This window comes from Streptomyces sp. NPDC090108, assembly GCF_044747185.1.
Classification (GTDB): domain Bacteria; phylum Actinomycetota; class Actinomycetes; order Streptomycetales; family Streptomycetaceae; genus Streptomyces.
In genome coordinates this window covers 857,471-879,286 of record NZ_JBIVDQ010000002.1, presented here as the reverse complement: position 1 = coordinate 879,286, position 21,816 = coordinate 857,471, and the positions used below count along the sequence as shown (strand labels likewise).

Annotated in this window: 21 protein-coding genes and 1 pseudogene; 13 read left to right on the top strand and 9 right to left on the bottom strand. The window is 74.3% G+C overall.

The genetic code is table 11. The features are described 5' to 3' along the window. Positions 1–152: 152 nt before the first annotated feature. The gene (locus ACIPRD_RS08960; RefSeq protein ID WP_401561387.1) at positions 153–1,304 is read right to left on the bottom strand and encodes a HoxN/HupN/NixA family nickel/cobalt transporter; all 1,152 of its coding nucleotides are present in this window, start codon (positions 1,302–1,304) and stop codon (positions 153–155) included. 360 nt (positions 1,305–1,664) lie between these two features. Between ACIPRD_RS08960 and ACIPRD_RS08955 the strand changes: the two genes are divergently transcribed. The 3 genes and pseudogenes from ACIPRD_RS08955 to ACIPRD_RS08945 all read left to right on the top strand — a co-directional run bounded on the left by ACIPRD_RS08955 (position 1,665) and on the right by ACIPRD_RS08945 (position 3,966). Further along, positions 1,665–2,327, top strand: a complete 663-nt coding sequence (locus ACIPRD_RS08955; protein ID WP_356404952.1) for a DedA family protein — start codon at positions 1,665–1,667, stop codon at positions 2,325–2,327. Beyond that, positions 2,324–2,923 (top strand): annotated as a pseudogene (locus ACIPRD_RS08950) (phosphatase PAP2 family protein); the annotation flags it as partial. The gene ACIPRD_RS08955 and the pseudogene ACIPRD_RS08950, both read left to right, overlap by 4 nt. Positions 2,924–3,186: 263 nt before the next feature. Next, positions 3,187–3,966, top strand: a complete 780-nt coding sequence (locus tag ACIPRD_RS08945; RefSeq protein WP_401561384.1) for a phosphatase PAP2 family protein — start codon at positions 3,187–3,189, stop codon at positions 3,964–3,966. Positions 3,967–4,088: 122 nt separating this feature from the next. On the opposite strand, the gene ACIPRD_RS08940 is transcribed toward ACIPRD_RS08945, so the two are convergent. Both ACIPRD_RS08940 and ACIPRD_RS08935 read right to left on the bottom strand, forming a co-directional pair. Next, complete coding sequence (locus tag ACIPRD_RS08940) at positions 4,089–5,255, bottom strand: lysylphosphatidylglycerol synthase domain-containing protein (RefSeq protein ID WP_401561382.1); 1,167 nt, start codon at positions 5,253–5,255, stop codon at positions 4,089–4,091. Positions 5,256–5,613: 358 nt separating this feature from the next. Further along, positions 5,614–7,320, bottom strand: a complete 1,707-nt coding sequence (locus ACIPRD_RS08935) for a hypothetical protein (RefSeq protein ID WP_401561379.1) — start codon at positions 7,318–7,320, stop codon at positions 5,614–5,616. Positions 7,321–7,515: 195 nt separating this feature from the next. On the opposite strand from ACIPRD_RS08935, the gene ACIPRD_RS08930 reads away from it, so the two are divergent. From ACIPRD_RS08930 to ACIPRD_RS08920, 3 genes are all read left to right on the top strand, one after another. Continuing rightward, positions 7,516–7,899: a BlaI/MecI/CopY family transcriptional regulator gene (locus ACIPRD_RS08930; RefSeq protein ID WP_356404944.1), complete on the top strand. Its 384-nt coding sequence runs from the start codon at positions 7,516–7,518 to the stop codon at positions 7,897–7,899. Position 7,900: 1 nt separating this feature from the next. Continuing rightward, complete coding sequence (locus ACIPRD_RS08925) at positions 7,901–8,794, top strand: M56 family metallopeptidase (protein WP_401561377.1); 894 nt, start codon at positions 7,901–7,903, stop codon at positions 8,792–8,794. 69 nt (positions 8,795–8,863) lie between these two features. Continuing rightward, a complete protein-coding gene (locus ACIPRD_RS08920) occupies positions 8,864–9,529 on the top strand; it encodes a nucleoside/nucleotide kinase family protein (protein ID WP_401561374.1) in 666 nt (221 codons plus the stop codon). A gap of 30 nt (positions 9,530–9,559) precedes the next feature. Here ACIPRD_RS08920 and ACIPRD_RS08915 read toward each other — a convergent pair whose 3' ends face one another. After that, on the bottom strand, positions 9,560–9,910 hold the full coding sequence (locus ACIPRD_RS08915; RefSeq protein WP_356404938.1) for a hypothetical protein: 351 nt from the start codon (positions 9,908–9,910) through the stop codon (positions 9,560–9,562). Between the two features lie 181 nt (positions 9,911–10,091). Here ACIPRD_RS08915 and ACIPRD_RS08910 point away from each other — a divergent pair, with 181 nt between their 5' ends. The 3 genes from ACIPRD_RS08910 (at position 10,092) to ACIPRD_RS08900 (ending at position 13,728) form a co-directional block, all read left to right on the top strand. Beyond that, positions 10,092–11,816, top strand: a complete 1,725-nt coding sequence (locus ACIPRD_RS08910; protein WP_401561370.1) for a phospholipid carrier-dependent glycosyltransferase — start codon at positions 10,092–10,094, stop codon at positions 11,814–11,816. Positions 11,817–12,075: 259 nt separating this feature from the next. Further along, the gene (locus ACIPRD_RS08905; protein WP_356404936.1) at positions 12,076–13,017 is read left to right on the top strand and encodes a MurR/RpiR family transcriptional regulator; all 942 of its coding nucleotides are present in this window, start codon (positions 12,076–12,078) and stop codon (positions 13,015–13,017) included. 330 nt (positions 13,018–13,347) lie between these two features. Further along, positions 13,348–13,728: a hypothetical protein gene (locus ACIPRD_RS08900; RefSeq protein ID WP_356404934.1), complete on the top strand. Its 381-nt coding sequence runs from the start codon at positions 13,348–13,350 to the stop codon at positions 13,726–13,728. 58 nt (positions 13,729–13,786) lie between these two features. On the opposite strand, the gene ACIPRD_RS08895 is transcribed toward ACIPRD_RS08900, so the two are convergent. Both ACIPRD_RS08895 and ACIPRD_RS08890 read right to left on the bottom strand, forming a co-directional pair. Then, on the bottom strand, positions 13,787–14,497 hold the full coding sequence (locus ACIPRD_RS08895) for a peptidoglycan-binding protein (RefSeq protein WP_401561367.1): 711 nt from the start codon (positions 14,495–14,497) through the stop codon (positions 13,787–13,789). Between the two features lie 123 nt (positions 14,498–14,620). Next, positions 14,621–15,469 carry a hypothetical protein gene (locus ACIPRD_RS08890; RefSeq protein ID WP_356404930.1) on the bottom strand — a complete coding sequence of 283 codons (849 nt, stop codon included), beginning with the start codon at positions 15,467–15,469 and terminating at the stop codon, positions 14,621–14,623. A 183-nt stretch (positions 15,470–15,652) separates the two neighbouring features. On the opposite strand from ACIPRD_RS08890, the gene ACIPRD_RS08885 reads away from it, so the two are divergent. Both ACIPRD_RS08885 and ACIPRD_RS08880 read left to right on the top strand, forming a co-directional pair. Next, on the top strand, positions 15,653–16,363 hold the full coding sequence (locus ACIPRD_RS08885) for a TetR family transcriptional regulator (RefSeq protein ID WP_401561364.1): 711 nt from the start codon (positions 15,653–15,655) through the stop codon (positions 16,361–16,363). A gap of 184 nt (positions 16,364–16,547) precedes the next feature. Then, entirely contained in the window at positions 16,548–16,964 is a 417-nt protein-coding gene (locus tag ACIPRD_RS08880) for a zinc ribbon domain-containing protein (RefSeq protein ID WP_356404926.1), read from the top strand. A 93-nt stretch (positions 16,965–17,057) separates the two neighbouring features. Here ACIPRD_RS08880 and ACIPRD_RS08875 read toward each other — a convergent pair whose 3' ends face one another. Then, positions 17,058–17,444, bottom strand: a complete 387-nt coding sequence (locus ACIPRD_RS08875) for a PPOX class F420-dependent oxidoreductase (RefSeq protein ID WP_356404924.1) — start codon at positions 17,442–17,444, stop codon at positions 17,058–17,060. A gap of 22 nt (positions 17,445–17,466) precedes the next feature. Continuing rightward, positions 17,467–18,645, bottom strand: a complete 1,179-nt coding sequence (locus ACIPRD_RS08870; protein ID WP_401561362.1) for a MalY/PatB family protein — start codon at positions 18,643–18,645, stop codon at positions 17,467–17,469. 335 nt (positions 18,646–18,980) lie between these two features. Here ACIPRD_RS08870 and ACIPRD_RS08865 point away from each other — a divergent pair, with 335 nt between their 5' ends. Beyond that, entirely contained in the window at positions 18,981–19,811 is an 831-nt protein-coding gene (locus ACIPRD_RS08865) for an SAM-dependent methyltransferase (protein WP_356404920.1), read from the top strand. Positions 19,812–20,053: 242 nt separating this feature from the next. Beyond that, the gene (locus ACIPRD_RS08860) at positions 20,054–21,460 is read left to right on the top strand and encodes a S1 family peptidase (protein ID WP_401561359.1); all 1,407 of its coding nucleotides are present in this window, start codon (positions 20,054–20,056) and stop codon (positions 21,458–21,460) included. 68 nt (positions 21,461–21,528) lie between these two features. Here ACIPRD_RS08860 and ACIPRD_RS08855 read toward each other — a convergent pair whose 3' ends face one another. Further along, the gene (locus tag ACIPRD_RS08855; protein ID WP_356405312.1) at positions 21,529–21,687 is read right to left on the bottom strand and encodes a hypothetical protein; all 159 of its coding nucleotides are present in this window, start codon (positions 21,685–21,687) and stop codon (positions 21,529–21,531) included. Positions 21,688–21,816: the final 129 nt, after the last annotated feature.

The following is a 21,816-nucleotide window of genomic DNA, read 5'->3' as shown; positions in this document are numbered from 1 at the left end:
GTGGGGGACTCATCATGGGGGCCGGCGGTGCCCCCCCCAAACCCGGGGCGCACCAGCCCCCCGGTGGGGGGGCCCCCCCCCGGCCCGGCCGGGGGGGGGCCCCCCCCCCCGGGGGGGCGCCCCGCGCCGCGTGGTGATCCGCCGGACAGGTGCTAGTCGGCGGTCTGTTCGGCCAGGCCGGCCGTCCACTTCTCCTCGATGCGTGCCGTCTTCCAGACCAGCAGGGCGACGAGCCAGGTGGCGAAGAACAGGCCGACGATGACGAAGCCGACCGTGTTGAGGTCGAGGTCGCCGACCCAGTCCCAGAACGCGCCGTGCAGGGCGAACTTGTCGGCGAGCAGGCCGAGGAGTTCGACGGTGCCGATGATGAGCGCGACGGCGACGGACAGACCGGTGATGGTGAGGTTGTAGTAGACCTTGCGGACCGGCTTGGAGAAGGCCCAGCCGTAGGCGAAGTTCATGAACGAGCCGTCGATGGTGTCCAGCAGGCACATGCCGGCCGCGAACAGCACGGGCAGGCAGAGGATGGCGTACCAGGGCAGCCCCGAGGCCGCGCCCGAGCCGGCGAGGACCAGCAGCGCGATCTCGGTGGCGGTGTCGAAGCCGAGACCGAAGAGCAGACCGAGCGGGTACATCTGCCACGGCTTGGTGATGGCCCCGGTGACCCGGCCGAGCAGGCGGTTCATGAAGCCGCGGTTGTTCAGCTGCTGTTCGAGGGCGGCCTCGTCGAACTGCCCCGTACGCATCCGGCGGAACACCTTCCAGATGCCGACCAGGACGACGAGGTTGATGCCGGCGATCAGGTAGAGGAAGGCGCCGGAGACCGTCGTACCGATCATGCCGGTGACCTCGTGCAGGTGCGAGCTGTCGTCGCGGACCGGTCCGGCGAGGGTCTTCATGCCGAGGGAGAGCAGCAGGGCGAGGCCGAAGACGATGCTGGAGTGGCCGAGCGAGAACCAGAAGCCGACCGACAGCGGGCGCTGCCCCCCGCCCATCAGCTTGCGGGTGGTGTTGTCGATCGCGGCGATGTGGTCGGCGTCGAAGGCGTGCCGCATCCCCAGCGTGTACGCGGTCACGCCGATCCCGATGCCGAAGGACTGCGTCCCGACGCTGAAGTGCTCCGGAGCGACGATGCCGACCAGCGTGCCCCAGCCGATGACGTGCAGGGCGATCACGAAACCGGCCATGGAGCCGACCCTGATCCACTCCTGCCGTGTCATCGAGCCGCGGACACGCTGCCAGGCCGAGCGCCTGACACCGTCCTGTGCGGAAAGGGGCGGAGCGGAACCGGGGGCGGCCGTCATGGAGAGTTGTGTCCTTCACTGACATGGATCCGTCTGTCTGACCACCGCAGTCTGGTGCCAGATTCTCGTAATTGCAATTCATGTGCAGAGAAAGCGGCGCCGCTTCTTTCCCATGGTCAGGGAAGGGGCCCGCGCCGCAGCGGGACCGGGCCGCGCTCCCCCGGCATCCGGATGACCTGCCACGAAAGCCGTCACGGCGACCCGCGCACCGTCGTTCCCCGAGGGGGCGGCGACATCGGGACGGATCCAGGGAACGATCGCGACGCCCCGGTCGTCTACAGTTCGGTAGACGGTCTACATATCTGTAGTCGGACGGTGCGGGTGCCGTTCCGGCCGGAACAACGGAAGGGGCGTGCGGCCATGGCCACTCCCTCGGACCTCGCGTCGCAGCTCGCGGTCAACGTGCTCGACGCGCACTCCCTGCTCGCCGCGTTCGGCGTGCTCGGGGTCGGCGTGGTGCTGTTCGCCGAGACGGGCCTGCTGATCGGCTTCTTCCTGCCGGGCGACTCCCTGCTGTTCACGGCGGGCCTGCTGTGCACGGGCGCGTCCGGCCGGGGTGTGCACCTGTCGCTCGGGCCGCTGCTCGTGGCGGCGGCCGTCGGTGCCCTCACGGGTTCGCAGACCGGTTACCTCATCGGCCGCAAGGCGGGCGGCGCCCTGCTCGGCCGCAGCCGGTCGGCCCGGCTGCACGAAGGCGCGCGCCGCGCCGAGGAACTGCTGGAACGGTACGGGTACGCCAAGGCGATCGTGCTGGCCCGCTTCGTACCGGTGGTGCGCACGGTACTCAACCCGATGGCGGGCGCGCTCGGCGTGCCGGCGCGCACCTTCACCGTGTGGCAGGTGGCCGGCGGGCTCGTGTGGAGCCTCGGCCTCATTCTCGGCGGGTACGCGCTGGGCTCCTCGATCCCGAACGTCGACCGGTATCTGCTGCCGGTGATCGCGCTGATCGTGGCCCTGTCGCTGATCCCGCTCGCCGCCGAGGTGCTGCGCTCCCGCAAGGCCGCGAGGGAGGCCCGCGGATGACGCTCGCGCTCACGGGCCCGTCGGTGGACGGGCCGCTGTACCGGGACGTGGTGGATCTCGCCCGCCGCTCCCCCGGGTGGCTGGACGGCGGGGTCGCGGCGTGGTCGGCGTACGGCCTGGCGGTCTTCGCACTGCTCATGCTGGTGGGCTGGTGGCGGGCCCGCCGGGTGGGAGCCGACCGGGCGATGACGGCGCTGGCCGTACCGGTGGCCGTCGTGGTGGCGTTCGCCGCGGACTCGGGCCTGAAGCTGCTCGTACGCGAGGACCGGCCCTGCCGGAACCTGCCCTTCCGCACGCTGGAGGCATGCCCGGCGCCGGGCGACTACTCCTTCCCCAGCAATCACACCGCGATCGCCGTCGCGGCCGCGGTGGCGCTCTTCTTCGTCTCCCGCCGGCTGGGGGTGCTCGCCTCCGTCCTCGCCGTGGCCATGGGCGCCTCCCGCGTCTGGGTCGGAGTGCACTACCCGCACGACGTGCTCGCGGGCGTCCTGGTCGGCGGCCTGGTCGCCGCCGCCGTCATGACCGCGCTGCGGCGCTGGGGACACGGCATGCCCGGCCGCCTGACGACGACGGCAGGACTGCGGCCGCTGCTGACGTCGCGGACTCCCCCTGTGGGCGCGCCGGACGACGGGCCGCGACCGGAGAAGGGGCCACGGCTGGATGGCAGGGCACGGCCGGATGGCAGGGCACGGCTGGAGGACGTGGCACGCCTGGACACCAGGGCACGGCCGGGGAACGGAAGACGCCTGGACGACAGAAAGAGGCCGGAGGACGGGGCCCACCCGGAGGGCGGAGCACGGCCGGGAGGGAAGGTGTGACCGCGGGGAAGAGCGTGGCCGGTGGAAGGGGTGCGACTGCGATGAGGGGCACGGCCGACGACAACGGAGCGGCCGGGAGGCGGCCCGCTTGGGCGTCCTGGGCCGCGTCCGGGGCGTGGCTCGCGTTCGCGGGGCTGGCTGCGGCCGTGCTCCTCGGGCACGGGGGACCGATCCTCGCCGACCGGGCACTGCACGCCTGGGCCTCGGACCACCGTCCGCCCGTGCTGGTGGCCGCGGCGAGGGTGCTGACCTCCACAGGCACCGGGGTCATCCCTTACGTGCTGGTCGCGACGGCCTGGCTGCTCGTCGTCCGGGACCGGCGGCGGCGCGTGGTCGCGGCACTGCTCGCACTCGTCTGTCTCGCCACCGGCCAGGCCGCGCGGTACGGCGTCATGGCGCTGGCCGGCCGGGCCCGTCCGCCGCACCGGGACTGGCTGACACAGGCCTCGGGCTGGTCCTTCCCTTCCGGACACACCACCACGTCGGCACTGACGGCGGGCCTGGTGATCCTCGCGATATCCGTGCGGGCCCCGCGCGGCCGCCTCCCGCTGTACGTCGCGGTGGCCTGCTGGGGCGCGGGGGTGGGGCTGACCCGGATCCTGCTCGGCGTGCACTGGTCCACCGACGTGCTCGGTGGCTGGCTGTTCGCGGCCGGCTGGCTGGGGGTGTGGCTGTGCGCGGCGGGCGGGCTGCTGCCCGCGCACCCGGAGCCCGGCACCGGCCCCCGCGCCGAATCCGGCGACATCCCCCTTGTCCCGGCGGCCCGGGCGGCTCACCACCGCGGATCCGGGACCGACCGCTCGGCCGGCCCCGGGCACTGACGCTCGCGGTCGCGACCCCGCGGCCGCGAGACACCGGCGGCGCGTCGGTCTCGTGGCCGGCCCCTCCCGGTTCCGCCGCCCCTCGCTCCCGCCGTCGGCGCCACTGGGCTCACAGACCGGTCTCACAGCGCTTTGCGGCGTACCAGGAACGTAAGGACCAACAGGCCCGGCACCAGCGGCAGCCACACGGTCAGCAGGCGGTAGCCGATCACCACCGATGCGGCCGTGGCGGTGGGGGCGCCGGACACGGTCAGCGCGAAGGCGAGCGCGGCGTCCAGGGAGCCCAGGCCGCCCGGTGTGGGCAGCAGGGCGGCGGCGGTGCTGGCGGCCAGGTACAGGAGGGCCACCTGCAGGGCGGGCAGGGGGAGCGCGACGGCCTGGGCGACGGCGACGACGACCGCGCAGTGCAGACCGGCGAAGGCCAGCGAGCCTCCCCACAGCGCCGCCGCGCGGGGCGGGCGGGCGTGCACGGCACGGATGTCGGTCAGCAGGGCCGCCACCACGGGGCGGCAGCGCGGCCGCAGGGGCCCGGCCACGAGCGCGGCGAGCAGAACGGCGACGACGGGTACGGCGACGAGGACGGCCGGGGAGACGCGCGGCATCCGCAGCAGACCGGGGCCGGTCAGGACCAGGACCGCGATCAGGGCCAGGCGGACCGCCGCGGCGGCACCGGCCTTGACGGCGAGCGCGGCCGCCGAGCGGCTCGCGGGCAGTCCGCAGCGCATCAGGAAGCGCAGGTTGACCGCGCCGGCGCCGAGTCCGGCCGGGAGCACGTGGTTGGCGGCGGAGGCGGCGAACTGCGCGGCGAGCAGACGTGCAGCCGGGAGGCTCCGGGTCACCGCGCCCTGCTGCGCCAGCGCCGAGGCCGCCCATGTGGCGAGCGCGGCCGTCGCCGCGACCAGCAGCCACCCCTGGTCGGCCAGGGCCAGCCGCGCCACCCCGGCCCGCACCACCGGCCAGTGCCGCTGCACCAGGAAGACCGTGCAGAGCAGTACGGCGAAGCAGACGGCACCGTGCCGGCGGGACCGTCGCCGTGCGAGGGCGGGACCGAGGTCCGTCGGGTGTCCCGCGGACGGTCCGGGAGCGGACGCCGTCCCGTCCGGGCCGACAGCGGTGGCGGCGCCCTCGCCGCCGTGAGCGCAGCCGCCGCGCTCGAAATCGCCGTGCGCGGAGCCGCCATGCGCGGAGCCGCAGTGCTCGGGAGCGACATGCGCGGAATCAACGTGCGCGGAGCGCGGTACCGTCCCCTGGCCGTCGGAGACGGCGTCCGTGGCGGGGTGTCGGGGCATCAGCGGCCTCCTTGCCCACCGGTGCGGGGCGCTCTCGACGAGCTGGCCCCGGCGTCACCGGCGCGGGGCGTCCCGAGGGCCCCTCGCGTTCCGCCGACGGCGGCCCCCAGGCGTCCTGGCAGCTGTCGCGCGCCGTGCCCGTCGGCGGCGGCGACCCTGCACCCCCGTGGCCCCCGGCAGGCTCGCCGCTCGCGGCGTCGCTGATCGCCGGGCCGGGCCCCCGTAAGGCTCATCGGCCTCATGGGCCGGGCTCCGGTGCGGCTCATCGGCCAGGCTCCGGCACGGCTCGTCGCCCCGCCCCCCGCGCGGCTCACCGACCTGCCCCCAGCGCAGCTCACCGACCTGCCTCCAGCGCGGCTCATCGGCCTGCCTCCGGTACGGCGTAGTACAGGCGCAGTCCGCCGTACGGTACGAACGGCCAGTCGCGGGTGTACGCCGGTGGCAGGGTGCCCGGTGCCACGAGGGTGGCGACCGGACGGCTCCGGGCGGTGCGGGAGATGGCCCCCACCGTGCTGTTGGCGTTGTGTCCCGTCGTGTCGGCCGAGGAGCAGCCGGTGTAGAAGGCGACCGGGATCGCCTCGTGCCCGGTGAGCAGGCAGGGCGGGCTGACGCCGAGGCCGTGGAGGGTGTCCGCGGTTCCGGCCCAGGCCTGGCGGGCGACGGTGGTGCGGTCCACGAGGGGCATCAGGACCGTCAGCTGGACGGTCAGGTGGGCGACGAGCACGAGTCCCGCCAGTGCGACGGCGAGGGGGCGCCGGGAGCCGTCGCGGGCGGTGGCCGTGCGGTCGAGTGCGCAGGCGGCGGGAATCGCGAGCAGGGCGTAGGCGGGCAGGAGGAAACGCGGCGCGGCGTAGCCGATGAGGAAGAGGTAGGGGACGGCGGCGGTGACCGCGCAGGCGAGCGGGGCCAGGACCGGCATGGTGCGCCGGGTGCGGACGGCGGCGCCGAGTCCGAGCGCGGCGAGCACGGGCAGGGCGAACCACCACAACACCACCGCGGGGCCCGGGAGCGCGCCGGTGCACGGCCGGCACAGGGCCCGTCCGCCGAGGCTGCGCAGCTGGTCGACGACGGCGAGGTGGAGGCCGAGGCCGCCCTGGATCGCCGAGCCGTCCGACAGCCGGCGGAGCAGGCCGCCGTAGCCGAGGTACGCCTCGATCACCCACTCCGCGGCACCGGCCGCGAGTCCGGCGAGGAGGACGAGGAGGGAGCGCCGGTAGCGGGACCGCAGACCGAGGGCGAGGAGCGGCAGGCACGCCCAGACCGCGTCCATGGGCCGCATCAGCGCCATCAGCGCCGCGCTCGCGGCCAGGCCCGCCAGCGCGGCCCGGCGTTCCCCGGACCGCCGGGCTCCGCGAGGAGGCCGCCGGTCGACCGCGCCCCCTGAAGCACCCGCGCGCACGCCCGCACCGGCACCGGCACTGGCACCGGCACCCACACCGTCCACCGCGCCCGCCCCCACACCGGCACCCGCACGCTCGGCCACGCCCGCGCCGGCACCCGCACCCGCACCCGCGTCCACGCCGGCCTCCGCACCCGCGCCGAAGTCCGCCGACGCCCCCGCCCCCGCGCGCAGAAAGCATCCGACGGCGGCGAGAGCGCCCACCGCCACCCAGTAGTTCGGCATGACCTGCGGGCCGTAGAAGAGCGTGACCCAGAGGGAGGCGAACAGGGCGCCGGCCACGGCGAGTACGCGGACCGGGAACAGGCCGCGCCAGGCACGCAGGGCCAGGAACAGGGCCAGGCCGGACAGCACGGCGAGAAAGACCCGCAGCAGCGGTGTGGACGAGGACCAGGCGGCGATCGGCGCGGTCAGCAGGGAGACGCCCCGGGCGCGGGGGGCGCTGAAGAAGGCGGCGGGGGCGTGCGCGCTGACCTGGCTGACGTACACCGTCTCGTCCCAGCCGAGTCCCATGACCGGGGGGACCAGGAGGAGTTGGGCCACGGTGAAGACGGCGGCGACCGTCGCGAGGGGCATGAGCCCGCGGGCGCGGGCGGGGGCGGTGGCGTCGTCGCGGGTGGGAGTGCTCCCGGGCCCGGCCACCGTCGCGTGCGCGCTGCCGGCCATCGCCACCCCTCACCCCCTACACCCTGTAGGGTCTGCCGCGACCCTACAGCCTCCAGGGCCGCAGATCGGTCTTCGACGACAACGAGGGCAAGCGGGACAACGGGAACGACGGTGACAAACTAGCGCGCCACATGGACGCCCGTCAGGCAGGCACGGCCATCGGGCCGACGGCCCTACGCGCTGTAAGGTTGGGGCATGGCTGGCACAGGGTCCCGCGACAGAGCGGAGCGGCGCGGCGCCGGGGCACTGGAGAGCGAGGTACTGGCCGCCCTCTGGGCCACCGAGCGACCGCTGACCCCCGCGGAGATTCAGACCGAGATCGGCGGCGGGCTCGCGTACAACACGGTCCATACCATCCTCAAACGCCTGTACGACAAGGGGTTGGTCCTGCGGGACGCCGACGGGCGGCGCGGCGCGTACCGCCCGGCGAAGAACGCGGCGGAGCTGACGGCCGCCGCGATGCACGAGGCCCTCGACCGGGGCCCGGACCCGATCGCGGCGCTCCAGCAGTTCGTCACCGGCCTGAGCCCCGAGGAGGAGCGGGCGCTGCGGGAGCTGCTCGCCGGAGGCGGGGCGTGACGTGAGGTACGACGTGTACACCCCGCTGGTGCTGTCCGCGCTGCTGCCGCTCGTCGGCCCGGCGATGGGCCGGCGCGTGGCCCCGGCCCTCGCGGCACGGGTGCTCGCCTGGGCCGCGGTGGTGATCGCGGCGGCCACCACATGGTCGCTGGTGCTGCTGACCGCGGCCCTGCTCGGGGACGCGCCGCCGGTGGTCGCGGAGGCCCGGGAGGACGGGCACCGGCTGGTCGATCCGGTGCCCGAGGCCGTCGGGGTCGCCGCGGGTCTCCTCCTCCTGCTCGTGGCGCACCGGCTGTACCGGACCGTCCGCCGCGAGCGGGCCCTGCGGCGGACGCTGCGGCACCTGTGCGCGGGGCATCCGGCGGACACCGAGCTGGTGGTCGCCGCGTCCGCGGTGCCGCGGGCGTTCGCCGTTCCCGGCAGGCCGGGCAGGATCGTGGTGACCTCGGCGATGCTCGCCGCGCTGGAACCCGCCGAGCGCAGGGTGCTGCTGGCGCACGAACGGGCCCATCTCGCGCATCGGCACGGCCGGCTGGTCACGGCGGCCGCGCTGGCCGCCGCGGCCAATCCGCTGCTCGGCCCGGTCCGCTCCTCGGTGGCCTTCCTGGTGGAGCGGTGGGCCGACGAGCGGGCGGCGGCCACCGTCGGAGACCGCGGGACCACCGCCCGCGCGCTGGCCCGTGCCGCGCTCACGGCGGGCGGCGCCCGGTCCGGCTGCGCCCTCGCCTTCACCGACCGTGCCGTCTCCCGGCGGATCGCGGCCCTGCAGACGACGCCGCTCCCGCCCCTGTGGTCCGCCGCCGTCGCCGTGCTCGCTCTGGGCGCCCTCGCGGCGCTCGGCGCCGCCGACGCCACGGGCGACCTGCTCGGCCTCCTGGCGCGCCCGCTGGTCTGAGGCGCGGCAGGCTCGGCGGGGGGTGCCTGGCCCGCGGGGCGCGGGGTCCGGCCTGTCACACTCTTGTCCGTGCCACCGACCTTCGACGATCTCCTCCTGCGCGCCCGCGCCCTCACCCGGGACGGGCAGCGCGCGCTCCTCGGCATCGCCGGCGCCCCGGGTGCGGGCAAAACGACGCTCGCCGAGCAGCTGGTGCGGGCGCTCAACGCGGACGGCCCGCCGTGGGCCGCGCACGTGCCCATGGACGGCTTCCATCTGGCGGACGTCGAGCTGGACCGGCTGGGCCGCCGGGACCGCAAGGGCGCGCCGGACACCTTCGACGCCGCGGGTTACGCCGCGCTGCTGCGGCGACTGCGGGAGGACGCGGACGAAGTGGTGTACGCCCCCGGGTTCGAACGGGTGCTGGAGCAGCCCGTGGCGGGCTCGATCCCCGTACCGCCGGCCGCCCGGCTGGTGGTGACCGAGGGCAATTACCTTCTGCTGGGCGAGGGGTCGTGGGCGCGGGTGCGGCCGGCCCTGGACGAGGTGTGGTTCTGCGCGAGCGACGAGCGGGAGCGCGTGCGCCGGCTGGTGGCCCGTCACGAGGAGTTCGGCAAGGACCACGAGGCGGCGGTGGCCTGGGTGCTGGGTACCGACCAGCGCAATGCCGACCTCGTCGCCACGACCCGGGACCTGGCGGACCTGGTGGTCCCGCCGCCCGCACTGCCCGCACCTGTCCGGCCCCGAGCCTCCTAGGCGGACCCACGAAGATCGGAGAGACGCTCCCTACGACCGCTCGTCGATCAGTTCGCGCAGATGGCGGGCGGCGCGTTCGATGTCGTGGTGCTTGTACTGCCCGGCCCGGGACTCCACCGCCACCAGGCCGCTGCGGTGCACCTTCTCGAAGTCGCCGTACGGGTAGGAGTACCGCTCCTTGGTGTCCTCCGGCTCGTCCTCCCGCACGCCGAGGCACCACTGGGCGAACCCGGCGAACCCGTGATCCTCGATGAAGGCGTTCTCCTGGGCCGCGGAGGGCTGGACCTCGCCCCAGTCGTCGCTGTCGGCGACGAAGCGGCCCTCCTCGATCAGGCTCTTCGCGTGGTCGTACGCCGTACCGTTCAGCTTTGAAGGCGTCACCGTTCACCGTCCCGGCTCGTCCGACGAGTGCGTCTTCCACCCTCGCAGACGATCCCGCCGCGGTCGCGCCGGAAGGGCCGTGCGGAGTTCACCCGTGTCGCGGTGAACTCCACGTGGCGCCGGCCCGTAAGCCTGGGTACACGGCGGAGGGTCCGCCGGTACGACTCCGGGAGCGGGTCCGGTGACGGCGCACGAACAGCAGACGGTCCTCGCGGAGAAGACGGTTCCGGCACCCGGGGGCGCCGTCGCCCCCGCGCGGACGCCCTTCCCGGCCCTCCTGTACGCCGCGCTGCGCCGCCGGCGCCGGTGGCTGGTCCCGGCGCTGGTGGTACTGCTGCTGGCCCAGATGGCGGCGGCCATGGTCACCACGGCCGTCGAGCAGACGCCCACCATCGACGAACCGGTGTACGTGGCCACGGCCACCGACTACCTGCGCGAACACCGGCTGCGTTACAACCCCGAGCACCCGCCGCTCGGAAAGCTGCTGATCGCCGCGGGAGTCGCGGTGGCCGGCCCGCGCTACGACCCGTCGTACACCGGGACCCAGGGGGACGTGGGCCGGCACCTGCTGTACGAGTCAGGCAACGACCCCTGGCGGCTGATGCTGTGGGCGCGGCTGCCGGTGATCGTGCTGACGCTGCTCTTCGGGCTGGTCGTGCGGTCGTTCGCGGGTGATGTGGCCGGTACGGCGGGCGGGCTGGTGGCGCTCGCGCTGTACGCCTTCTCGCCCGACGTGATCGCGCACGGCTCGCTGGCCACGCTGGACGTGCCGGCGGCCGGGTTCGTGCTGACGTCCGTGTGGCTCGCGCACCGGGCGCGTCACCGGCCCGGGCGGTATCTGCCGCTCGCGGGCGCGGCCCTGGGCGCGGCCCTGGCCACCAGGATGAGCGCGCTGCCCGCCGTACCGGTGCTGATGCTGCTCGCCGTCGTGTCCGTGCGCGCCGCCCGGCCCGGCGGCGGGCGGTGGAGGGAGACGCGCCGGTGCCTCACGGGGGTCGCCGTGGTGGTGCTGGTGGCGGTCGCCGTCGTCTGGGCCGCGTACCTCGCGGTCGACCCCCGGCTGCGTTTCGACCCCGCCGCGCCGGTGCCCGCCGTGCCCGGACCGCGCGGCCGGCTGACGGACCTGCTGCCGCTGCCGGAGGCGTACCGGGCCGGGATGCGGGTGCAGTTCGGGATGGAGGACTACCCCTGGCAGGGCTTTCTGTTCGGGCGGGTGTACACCGGCTCGCTCTGGTACTACCTGCCGGCCGCCCTGCTGGTGAAGACGCCGCTGGGGCTGCTGGTGGCGGGTGTCGCCGGTTGCGTCACGGCCGTGGCGGTACGACGGCTGCGGGCGGCGGCGCCGTATCTGCTGCTGCCGCCCGTGGTCCTGCTCGCCTCGGCGATGACGGGGGCGCGGGACTTCGGCACCCGGTACGCGGTGTTCGTGCCGATGTTCCTCGCCGTGGCGGCCGCGTGCGCCGGCGTCCTCTTCCGCCAGGGGCGCGGACGCGCGGCCTGGGCGGCGACCGGGGTGCTGGTGCTGTGGGTCGCGGTGAGCTCGCTGCGCGCGTTCCCGTACTACCTGCCCTACGCCAACGAGGCGTTCGGCGGCCCGGCGGGCACGCATCGGGTGCTGCACGACTCGAACGTGGACTGGGGGCAGGACCTGGGCCGGCTCGCCGACCGGCTCCGGGAGCGCTATCCGGGCGAGCGGGTGTGGCTGGTCTACAAGGGCAGCGGCGTGCCGTCGTCCTACGGCATCCACGCCTCCGATCCCCGCGCGGTGGCACCGGACCGGGTGCACGGACTGCTGGCCGTCTCGGACTCGGCGGCCGCCAAGGCCCGGGGGGAACTGGCCGGGCTGATCCGCACGAGCCGCCCGGTCGACGACGTGGGCCACTCGATCACCCTGTACCGGCGGTGAGAGCGGCCTTCCTCCCCCTCTCCTTCACAACTCCCTGACCACGGCGGGGTGTGGGCTATGTTGACTGGTCGTGGGAGAAAACGTTGACGCACCGGCGGGACCGGCTGGAGCCGCGGGACGGACGGAACCGGCGGAACCGGCACGTCCGGCCGAGTCCGGGGACCCGGCGGAACCGGCACACCCCGCGAAGGCGGTGGCCTCTTCGCTGTGGCCGGTGCCGCGGCAGCCGTCCGGACCGGCGCGGCCGTCCCTGGCGTCCGTGTCCGGCGGGCCGTGCGCGCCGGCTCCCTCGCCGCAGCAGGCGCGCGCCCAGGCGTCCGTGATCACCTCGGGCAGGACCGGTACGGAGGACGAGGCCGCGCCCACCTCCCGGCTCCGGGAACTCTTCGACGGCCCCCGGTTGTCCCCCGGGCAGCGCCGTGTCGCCCAGTACCTGATCGAGCACATCACCGAGGCCGCGTTCCTGTCGATCACCGAGCTGGCCGACCGGGTCGGCGTCAGCCAGCCCTCCGTCACCCGCTTCGCCGCGGCGGTCGGGTTCAGCGGCTATCCGGCGCTGCGGGAGAGACTCCAGTCGATCGCGCTGGGCACCCTGGCCGGCTGCCCCGGCGAGGAGGACCGCGCCAACGAACTCCAGGCGGCCGTCGACGCGGAGCTGCAGAACCTGGAGAACCTGCGCCGCGACTTCGCCGATCCGGACCGGGTGATCCGCGTCGGCCGCGCGCTGTCCCGCTCCACCCCGCTGACCGTCCTGGGCCTGCGCATCTCGGCGTCGCTGGCCGAGTACTTCGGCTACGCCGCCCGCCGTGTCCACCCGGACGTACGGCTGGTGACACGGGGCGGGAGCGTGGCGTACGACGCGTTGCTCCAGGCGCGGGAGGCGGGCGGCAGCTGGGTGCTGGCGTTCGCGATGCCCCGGCACGCGCAGGAGACGCTCACCGCGCTGCGGGCCGCTCGCGAGACGGGGCTGCGGGTCGCGCTGATCACCGATCTGGCGCTCGGCCCGCTGGCCGACGAGGCCGACGTCACCTTCGCCACCGGCACCGGCTCCCGCCTGGTCTTCGACTCCTACGCGGCACCCGGTGTGATGGCGGCGGCGCTGCTCCAGGCCATGACGGACGCGGACCCCGAGCGCACCCAGGCGCGGCTGGAGAAGTACGAACAGGGCGCCGACCAACAGCAGTTCTTCCTCAAGGACTGATCCCCGAAGGGATCATTCGCCGCCCGGGGACCATAGGCCGCAATTCACGCGTGAAAGTTTTCATGCGTCTTGCCAAGCCCTCCGTATATATAAATACTGCTCACGGAACGCAGCGGGTCGATCACCCCGAAGCGCCGGGGTTCCCGCACGGACACCCGTCTGCCGTCATTTTTCCGCTCACCGCGCGGCAGCGGACCGTCCGGACCGCTCCCCCGGCACGCCTCGAAGGACACGCCCGTCGCGGTCCCGGCCGGCCCCGCGCGGGGCCCGCGCCGCAGCCGGTTCCCCCTTGCCCCCGAGCCTTGTCCCCGAGACCGCAGACCGGAAGCGATGACGATGCCCCTGACCAGCACGCGCGTCGGCCCCGACTGGCCCTGCCAGGTCAAGACGCCCGGCAGCTACGACTGGGAGCGGTCGGCGGCCAAGTGGCTGCGCGAACTGATCCCGGCACGCTACGCCAGTTACCCGGCGCTGATCCGCCACCCCGTGCTGCTGGCCCGGCACGCGCAGCTCCAGGTCGAGCAGGAGGTCCGGGTGGCGCGTACGGCGCTGCAGACCGCCCGCACCGAACTTCCGGGCCTCGGGCTGCCCGAGTCGGTGATCGAACACAGCATCAAGATGTACGCCGCGGAGGTGCTGCAGCTCCAGCACATCGCGCGCAGCGTCCGCGCGGTCTCCGAGGCGCTGACCGCCCGCGGCGCCGGCCGCTGACCCACGTCCGTCCGCGCCGGCCGACCCGCCTCCGTCCCCCCGAGGGACGTCGGCCCGCTCAGCCGGTGGCGGAGTCCGTACGGGACTCCAGCGCGCGCCGGGTGTCGTCGCCGTACACGCCTCGCTCGTCGCCGCTGACTCCGTACCAGGTCTGGAAGCGGGCCACGGCTTCGGTGAGGGTGCTGTCGTAGGTGCCCAGGGTGGAGCCGTCACGGTAGACGTCGGGGATGCGCAGCAGGCGTTGTTCCAGGTCGACGACCTCGGGGCCGGCGTCGCCCTGACGGAGCGTGCCGGCGCCGTCCGGGTCGACGGCTCCGGTGACACCGCGCCCCGGCCCGGTGGAGGCCGCGGGTGGTGCCTGCGAGGCGGTCGGGACGACGGCCGCACGGGAGGGCCGCGCGCCGGCCGCGGCGGCCGTCCGGTCGTGGGCGGGAAGCAGGAGGGCGCAGCCGAAGCCGACGAGCGCGGCGGCGGCGACGGTCAGGACGACGGCCGCCCGCCGGGTGCCGGAACCGCGGGGCGGGGCACGGAAAGCGGGCGGAACCGCCGGGGCGGGCGCGGCCGGCGGGAGTTCCTGGGTGTCGTCCTCCGCGTCACCCCCGGCGCGTGCCGTCGGCGCGGGGGCCGCGGGATCGACGGACTCCAGGTCGGGCATCACCTCGCGCATCAGCTCGGCGAGGGCGTCGAAGCGCCGTAACCGCTGGACGCGGACGGGTTCGAGGACCGGTCCCCGGCCGGACCGCGGGGGTTCGGGCGGTGGTGTCGGCACGCTGCTCTCCTTCCGTCCCGTGGGGTGCGGGGTCCGCGGTCCCCACGGGCAGTACGGCCCGGCGGGCGGCGCCGTTCAGGCTCCGTGCCGCGAGGACGGGCGCGGCCCGGCCGTGCGCCCGCGTCAGGCCGGCTGGAAGGAGCCCTGGACGAACCGGCCCAGGGACGAGGTCAGCGCGGCCACGAAGGACTCCCGGTCCTCCTCGGGAAGCGCGTGCAGGGAGAGATAGGGATTGAGGTCCTCCAGCTCGACCAGCAGCAGCCCGCCGTCCGCCGTGCGGCAGGCGTCGACCCGCTGGATGCCGTGGACGAGACCGTTCCAGTCGATGAACCGGCGGGCGAACTCCAGGTCCGCGGCGGTCGCCGCGTACGGCGTGAGCTCCCAGCGGCGGGCCGGGTCGGGGGCGTACAGGGCGTACTGGAAGTCGTCGTCGACGAAGTAGAAGGACACCTCGTGGACGAAGTCGACGCAGGGCTGGACGAGGAGACCGCCGTCGGCGCGGGGGGCGTCGGCGAGGCGGTCGGCGGGCAGGACGCGCAGGCCGAGGGAGTCGGCGCCGAACTTGGGCTTGACCACGTACCGTTCGGCGGCCGGCAGCAGCTGGAGGTCCTCCGCCCGGTCGACCGTCGGGATGACCGGGAAGCCTGCCGTGGTCAGGTCCAGCAGGTACTGCTTGCCCGCCATGTCGGCCTTGCCGGTGAGCGGGTTGTACACCGGCACGCCCTCGGCCAGCGCGCGGGCGCGGAAGGCGTCGTACTCCTCCTGGTAGCCGAGGACGGGCCCGCTGTTGCGGACGACCACCGCGTCGAATCCGCCCATGAGCGCAGCCGCGTCCAGCGGGTGGCACAGTGCGAGGTCGAAGAGGGCGCGCAGCCGGGACGTGAGGTAGACGTCCTCGTCGCCGTAGCGGCGCCCGCGGGCCGGGTACGCCAGGTCGGTGACGTAGAGCAGGCGGGGGCGCGCGGCGGGCATGCGGGATCTCCTCGGACGGGCCGGTGGCGGCAACGGTGGAGAAAGGTTACTGCGCAGCGTGGGGACGGTTGCCCGCGGAACGGCACGGGTCTGGAGGTGCCGGGGAAGCACTCAGTTCCCTCTGATGAGCCCGTGCCGGGCACGGAGTGTCAAGGAGTGGTGCTCGGTGCTACTTTCCCGGTCATGAGCTCCAGCAGCGCGGCGCCGGCCGCGAAGCCGCCGATGAGGGACGCCCTGGTCGCGGCGGCCTTCCGACTGTTCCTGGAACGCGGGTACGAGCAGACCACGGTGGACGACATCGTGGCACTGGCCGGGGTCGGGCGGCGTTCGTTCTTCCGCTACTTCCCGTCGAAGGAGGACGTGGTCTTCCCCGATCACGAACGCTGCCTCGACGACATGACCACCTTCCTGGCCGCGGGCGCCGCGGACGACGAGCCGGTGCGGCGGGTCTGCGACGCGGCCCGGCTGGTGCTGCGCATGTACGCGGAGAACCCGGCCTTCTCCGTGCAGCGTTACCGGCTCACCCGGCAGGTACCGGGCCTGCGCGCCTACGAGCTGTCGGTGGTGTGGCGTTACGAGCGCGCGCTCGCGGCCTACCTGCGGGAGCGTTTCGCCGGCTGGCCCGACGGGACGCTCCAGGCGGACGTCGTCGCGGCCGCGGTGGTCGCCGCGCACAACAACGCCCTCCGCTCGTGGCTGCGTTCGGACGGGTCGGGCGACGCGGGCACGGCCGTGGACCACGCGCTGGGCCACGTCCAGGCCGCGTTCGGCAGGCCGGTGCGTACGGTCGGCCGCGCCGGGCACACGGACGAGGTGGTCGTGCTCGTGTCGCGGCGCGACGCCCCGCTGTGGCGCGTGGTGCAGGAGTTCGAGACCGCGCTGGGCCGCGCCTGACCCCGGGCCCGGGCGGGCGTCAAGCGGCCCGGGCCCGCGCAATATTGGGGTACGGAGTGCCTTTACGAGTGACACTCAGTGCCATACGCTGGCGGTGTGCACGGTGGCACGGCGACCGCGCACACGCGTGCGGGGGTTCCCGCCCGCATGCGGGACACCGGCCGAGCGCAGGGAGTTGACCAGCGTGCATCACCACTCAGCAAGCGACTCGTATCCGACGGCCGGTTCCGCGACGGGTGTCCTCGACCCCGCGACCGCGGACACCAAGGACGCCATCCTGTTCCAGCGCTGCACCTGGTGCGGAACCGCGATGTTCCACCGGCTGCTGTGCCCGGTGTGCCAGGGCAGCGAGTTGAGGACGGAGCGCAGCTCGGGCACGGGCACCGTCCGCCACTCCACCGTGGTGCACCGCAACACGCCCGCCGCGCGCAACGTGTCCCTCATCGAGATGAGCGAGGGGTTCGTCGTACGCGGCCGCGTCATGGGGCCGCCCGTGGGGATCCACAGCGGCGACCGCGTCCGGCTCTCCACGGCCAAGGATCCGGTGCGCGGCGAGCCGGTCTTCCAGCTGCTCGACGAGCCCTACCGCGCCTGGACCTGACGGGCCGGGTCACCCTCTGACCGCACGTTCCACGGCTTCACGGCTTCACGGCTTCACGGCTTCACGGCTTCACGGCTTCACGGCTTCACGGCTTCACGGCTTCAGCGTGACCGTGATGCCCACCGTGCCCTCCAGGCCGCGGCGCAGCCGGCTGCCGAACAGGGTGAGGCGGCCGACGATGCCGTACTTGCGCGCGACGAGATCACGGTAGCGCGCGGTGGTGGCCGCGTCGGCGATCACGGCATCGGCCGGGACCTGGTCGCCGGTGGGATTGCCGCGCACGTCGCAGGGCCCGACCAGGACATCGGCCCGGCGGCGGATCCGCTTGACCTTCCAGCTGTCGGCGGCCGTCCAGACGCCGAGCGCACCGCCGTCCGGGACCACCCAGACCGGGGTGGCCACGGGGGTGCCGTCCTTGCGGAAGCTGGTGACCAACAGGTACTTGCCGGCGCCGAGCCGGGCGGCGAGGGTCTCGTCCATGCACGCAGTCTAGGAGGAGCCCTCAGGCCACGGCCGCCGACATCCGCCGTACCGCCTCGGCGAGGATCTCGGGAGAGGTCCCCAGGTTGAGGCGCACGTGCCCGGCGCCGCCGGTGCCGAAGGGGATGCCGGAGCTGAGGGCGACCCTGCCGCGCTCCAGGAAGACCTGCGCGGGATCGTCGCCGAGGCCGAGATCCCGGCAGTCGAGCCACGCGAGGTAGGTGGCTTCGGCGGGGTGCACGCGGACGCCGGGGAGGTGCTCGGCGAGGAGCGCGGTGAGCAGCCGCCGGTTGTCGTCGATGCCGGGGAGCAGCGCGTCCAGCCAGTCGACGGCGTCGTTCAGGGCGGCGGTGTGGGCGAGGACGCCGAGGTGGCTGGGGCCGTGGCCGACCTCCTCGGGCAGCCGGCCGAGGTCGGCCGCGGCACCGGGTGCGGCGAGGGCGAGGGCGGCCTTGAGTCCGGGCAGGTTCCAGCCCTTGGAGGCGGACATCAGCGACAGGCCCCGGCCGGCGCCGGGCACGCTCAGATACGGCACGAAGGTGACGGCCGGGGAGACGAGCGGCGCGTGGACCTCGTCGGCGACCACCCGGACGCCGTACCGTTCGGCGAGGTCCGCGACGGCGGCCAGTTCGGCGGCGGTGTGCAAGGTGCCGGTGGGGTTGTGCGGGCTGCACAGCAGGAACGCGGCGCGGCCGCCTCCGGCGGTCGCCGTCCGGAACGCCTCCTCCAGCACATCGAGGTCGATGCGGAGTCCGGCGCCGAGCGGGGCCTCCACCACCTGCCGCTCCATGTGCGTGATGAACTGGTAGAACGGCGGGTACACCGGCGAGTTGACGATCACCGGCTCCCCGGGGCCGGTGACCAGTTTCAGCATCTCCACCGCGCCGAGCATGACGTCGGGCACGAGGGCGGTGCGTTCGACGGCGACGCCGTCCCAGTTCCAGCGTCCGGCGGCGAAGCCGGCCAGTGCCTCGGCGTAGGCGGTGCCCGCGGGGTAGCCCGTGTCGCCGAGCGCGAGCGCGTCGGTGACGGCCCGTACGACGGGCCCGGCGATCGGCACGTCCATCTCGGCCACCCACAGGGGCAGCACGTCCTCGGGGTAGGTGCGCCATTTCATGCTCGTACGACGGCGCAGCCGGTCCAGGCCGAGCGCGCGCAGGGGGCCGGGCGGGCCGGGCGCCTCGTGCGGGGTGCTGGTCATGGGGCTCAAGATAGGCGTCGGCGCCGACCGCGAACGGGACGGACGGCACGGGCGTGGCGCGCACCCCGCACCCCCTGCGCCTCCGTTCCACGCGCACCACCACGGCGGCTCCGTTCCGCGCGCACCGCCCGGCACCGCAGCACACGGCACGGCGGCTCCGTTCCGCGCGCACCGCCCGGCACGGCAGCGCACGGCACGGCGACGGCCCTCGTCGGCCGGCCCTCTCCCCTGCCTCGCGGGCCGATATCCCCGGACCAGCGGCGGAGATCAACTGGGCGGTCTAGATTGCCGGTTGAACCCTGCACCTCTCACCCGGTATCCAGGAGCTGACCCACGTGACCGACAACCCGGCCACCACCAACGACGTCGCCGCGTCCCTGCGTGCCCGCGTCAACACCAGCCAGCCGCACACCGCCCGGATCTGGAACTACTGGCTCGGCGGCAAGGACAACTACGAGGTCGACCGCGCGGCCGGTGACCAGATCCGCCAGCTGCATCCGGGCATCGGCGAGTACGCGCGCGCCGACCGGCTGTTCCTCGGGCGGGCGGTGAGCCACCTGGTGGGCGAGGTGGGCATCCGGCAGTTCCTGGACATCGGCACCGGGCTGCCCACGGCCGACAACACGCACGAGGTCGCCCAGCGCATCGCGCCGGAGACCCGGATCGTGTACGTCGACAACGACCCGCTGGTCCTCGCGCACGCCCGCGCCCTGCTCACGAGCACCCCCGAGGGCCGTACCGACTATCTGGACGAGGATCTGCGCAACGTCGACGCGATCCTCGAACACGCCTCGAAGACGCTGGACTTCAGCGAGCCCGTGGCGCTGATGCTGCTGGGCGTGACCATCTTCATCGGTGACGACGAGGACCCGTACGGCCTGGTGCGGCAGTTGACGGACCGGCTGCCCTCCGGCAGTCATCTGGTGCTGTCGCACACCATCACCAGCCCGTCGATGCCGGACGTGGACGAGGCGGTCGAGTTCTGGAACGAGCACGGCACTCCGAAGCTCACCCAGCGCACCCCCGAGGACGTCGCCCGGTTCTTCGAGGGGCTGGAGCTGCTGGAGCCGGGCGTGGTGTCCTGCTCGCGCTGGCGCCCGGAGCACGCGCACGGGGCCGAGCCGGAGGAGGTGGCCATGTTCGGCGGTGTCGCGCGCAAGAACTGACGGCGCCCGCGGCGGTCCGGGCGCGCCGCCACCACCCGGGGGCCGGCTCCCGAGCGCCGGCGGGGGCCTTCGCCCCACACGCCGCGCGCATGCCGCGCGCCCGCCGCGGCCGCCGCCGAATACCGCGGGCACCGGTGAACGCCCAGGGCCCGGGGTGCGTACTCAGGTTCGGGCGCTCGACGACCGGAGGGCCCCCGCGGTGCCGGAGAGGCATCGCGCGTCCGGGGTTCGGGAGCCATTGCATGAAGCATGTACGACGACGGGTCGTCCGGCGGGTGACACGGGTGGCGGCGGTCGGCGGACTTCTTCTGGGAGGCGCGATGGTCGCCCAGGCGGCCATGGCGAGCGAGCCGCCAGGCGCGCCCGCCACCCGCGCCGCCCCGTCCGGGACGGCCGGCGGGAGCGGTCCGGCCGGCGCGGCGGGCGGCACCGCCGCCACGCTCGCGGCGAAGCTCGGCACGGCGCGGACGGCGGGCAGCTGGATCGGGGCCGACGGGCGCCCCGTCGTCGCGGTGACGGACGCGGGCGCCGCGCGGGAGGTGCGCGGAGCGGGAGCCGTGGCCAAGGTCGTGCCGCACAGCATGGACGAACTGAAGTCCGCCACCGCCAGACTCGCCTCGGCGCCCCGGGTGCCGGGCACGGCGTGGGCCGTGGACTACCGGACCAACCAGGTGATGGTGGAGGCCGACCGGACGGTGTCGGCCGGGGACTGGTCGAAACTGTCCGAACTCGCCTCGGGCATCGGCGGGTTCGTGCACATGGAACGCATGAAGGGCGCCTTCACCACGCGGCTGAACGGCGCTCTGCCCATTCTGTCGACGGGCGGCCGCTGTTCGGCGGGGTTCAACGTCAGTGACGGACAGCGGGACTTCATCCTCACCGCGGGGCACTGCGGTCCGACCGGATCCATCTGGTTCGCCGACAGCCAGGGCAACCAGAAGCTGGGCAGCACGGTCCGCGGCACCTTCCCCGGCAACGACTTCTCGCTGGTGCGCTACGACTCCGGTTCGGCCGGTCAGGGCGCCGACGTGGTCTCGATCGGCGGCGGCAAGGGCGTCCGGATCACCGGGGCGGCGGATCCGTCGGTCGGGCAGCGGGTGTTCCGCAGCGGCAGCACCAGCGGGCTGCACGACGGGCAGGTGACCGCGCTGAACGCGACCGTGAACTATCCCGAGGGCGCGGTCACCGGACTCATCCAGACCGATGTGTGCGCGGAGCCCGGCGACAGCGGCGGCCCGCTCTTCTCCGAGGGGGTGGCGCTCGGCATCACCTCGGGCGGCAACGGTGACTGCACCACGGGCGGGACGACGTTCTTCCAGCCGGTGACGAAGGCGATGGCGGCGCTGAACGTCCGCCTCCTCGTGTCCGCGCAGAACGCCGGCGGCACCCAGGGCGCCACCCCGGCGCCCGCGGCCACCGCCGGACAGGGCGCGATGGCGCCGAACTCGGCGTCCCCGGGATCCTCGGCGCCGGTCACCGGAGCCACCGAGGGCCAGACCCTGCTGGCGCAGCTCACGGACACCCGGAACATCGCTCCCGGGCTGCTGATCGTGGCGGTGAGCCTGATCCTCCTGATCGCGACCCGGTTCATCCGGGCGGAGCAGGACCGCAGGGCCTACCGTCGGTACTACTCGGCCACCTGGGGCTGACGGAGGCTGCGCGGAGTTCCAAGGACGTCCGGGACGTCACGGCAGCGGTCGGCGCGGACCACCCGGTCCTACTCGGGGGCCGCGGCGGCCCACTCCAGCACGAGGCGCTGGTACTCCGCGCGCTGCTCGGTGGTCAGTGTCCCGCCCGACCGGAGCCACAGGGCCCGGATCTCCTCGTTGACCTCCGCGGCCGATCGCTCGGAGACGGTTTCAACAGTGGTGGACATGCTGTGAAGCATATGCCGACCGGAGTGAAGGCGCTGTGAGTAAGTACCCCTGATCCGGACATTCCGGACCGTGTCGCTCATCACGTCAAACGAGGCCGCGGGCGCGGAATTCAGGCTCCGCGCCCGCCT

What these genes read in the sequence shown, in the direction of transcription:
- ACIPRD_RS08890 (WP_356404930.1), bottom strand. Translation starts at nt 15,469, where the DNA reads ATGCCCGCCGCGCGCCCCCGCCTGCTCTACGTCACCGACCTGGCGTAC.
- ACIPRD_RS08885 (WP_401561364.1), top strand. Translation starts at nt 15,653, where the DNA reads ATGAGCTCCAGCAGCGCGGCGCCGGCCGCGAAGCCGCCGATGAGGGAC.
- ACIPRD_RS08900 (WP_356404934.1), top strand. Translation starts at nt 13,348, where the DNA reads ATGACGATGCCCCTGACCAGCACGCGCGTCGGCCCCGACTGGCCCTGC.
- ACIPRD_RS08955 (WP_356404952.1), top strand. Translation starts at nt 1,665, where the DNA reads ATGGCCACTCCCTCGGACCTCGCGTCGCAGCTCGCGGTCAACGTGCTC.
- ACIPRD_RS08930 (WP_356404944.1), top strand. Translation starts at nt 7,516, where the DNA reads ATGGCTGGCACAGGGTCCCGCGACAGAGCGGAGCGGCGCGGCGCCGGG.
- ACIPRD_RS08945 (WP_401561384.1), top strand. Translation starts at nt 3,187, where the DNA reads ATGAGGGGCACGGCCGACGACAACGGAGCGGCCGGGAGGCGGCCCGCT.
- ACIPRD_RS08960 (WP_401561387.1), bottom strand. Translation starts at nt 1,304, where the DNA reads ATGACGGCCGCCCCCGGTTCCGCTCCGCCCCTTTCCGCACAGGACGGT.
- ACIPRD_RS08860 (WP_401561359.1), top strand. Translation starts at nt 20,054, where the DNA reads ATGAAGCATGTACGACGACGGGTCGTCCGGCGGGTGACACGGGTGGCG.
- ACIPRD_RS08940 (WP_401561382.1), bottom strand. Translation starts at nt 5,255, where the DNA reads ATGCCCCGACACCCCGCCACGGACGCCGTCTCCGACGGCCAGGGGACG.
- ACIPRD_RS08855 (WP_356405312.1), bottom strand. Translation starts at nt 21,687, where the DNA reads ATGTCCACCACTGTTGAAACCGTCTCCGAGCGATCGGCCGCGGAGGTC.
- ACIPRD_RS08935 (WP_401561379.1), bottom strand. Translation starts at nt 7,320, where the DNA reads ATGGCCGGCAGCGCGCACGCGACGGTGGCCGGGCCCGGGAGCACTCCC.
- ACIPRD_RS08875 (WP_356404924.1), bottom strand. Translation starts at nt 17,444, where the DNA reads ATGGACGAGACCCTCGCCGCCCGGCTCGGCGCCGGCAAGTACCTGTTG.
- ACIPRD_RS08870 (WP_401561362.1), bottom strand. Translation starts at nt 18,645, where the DNA reads ATGACCAGCACCCCGCACGAGGCGCCCGGCCCGCCCGGCCCCCTGCGC.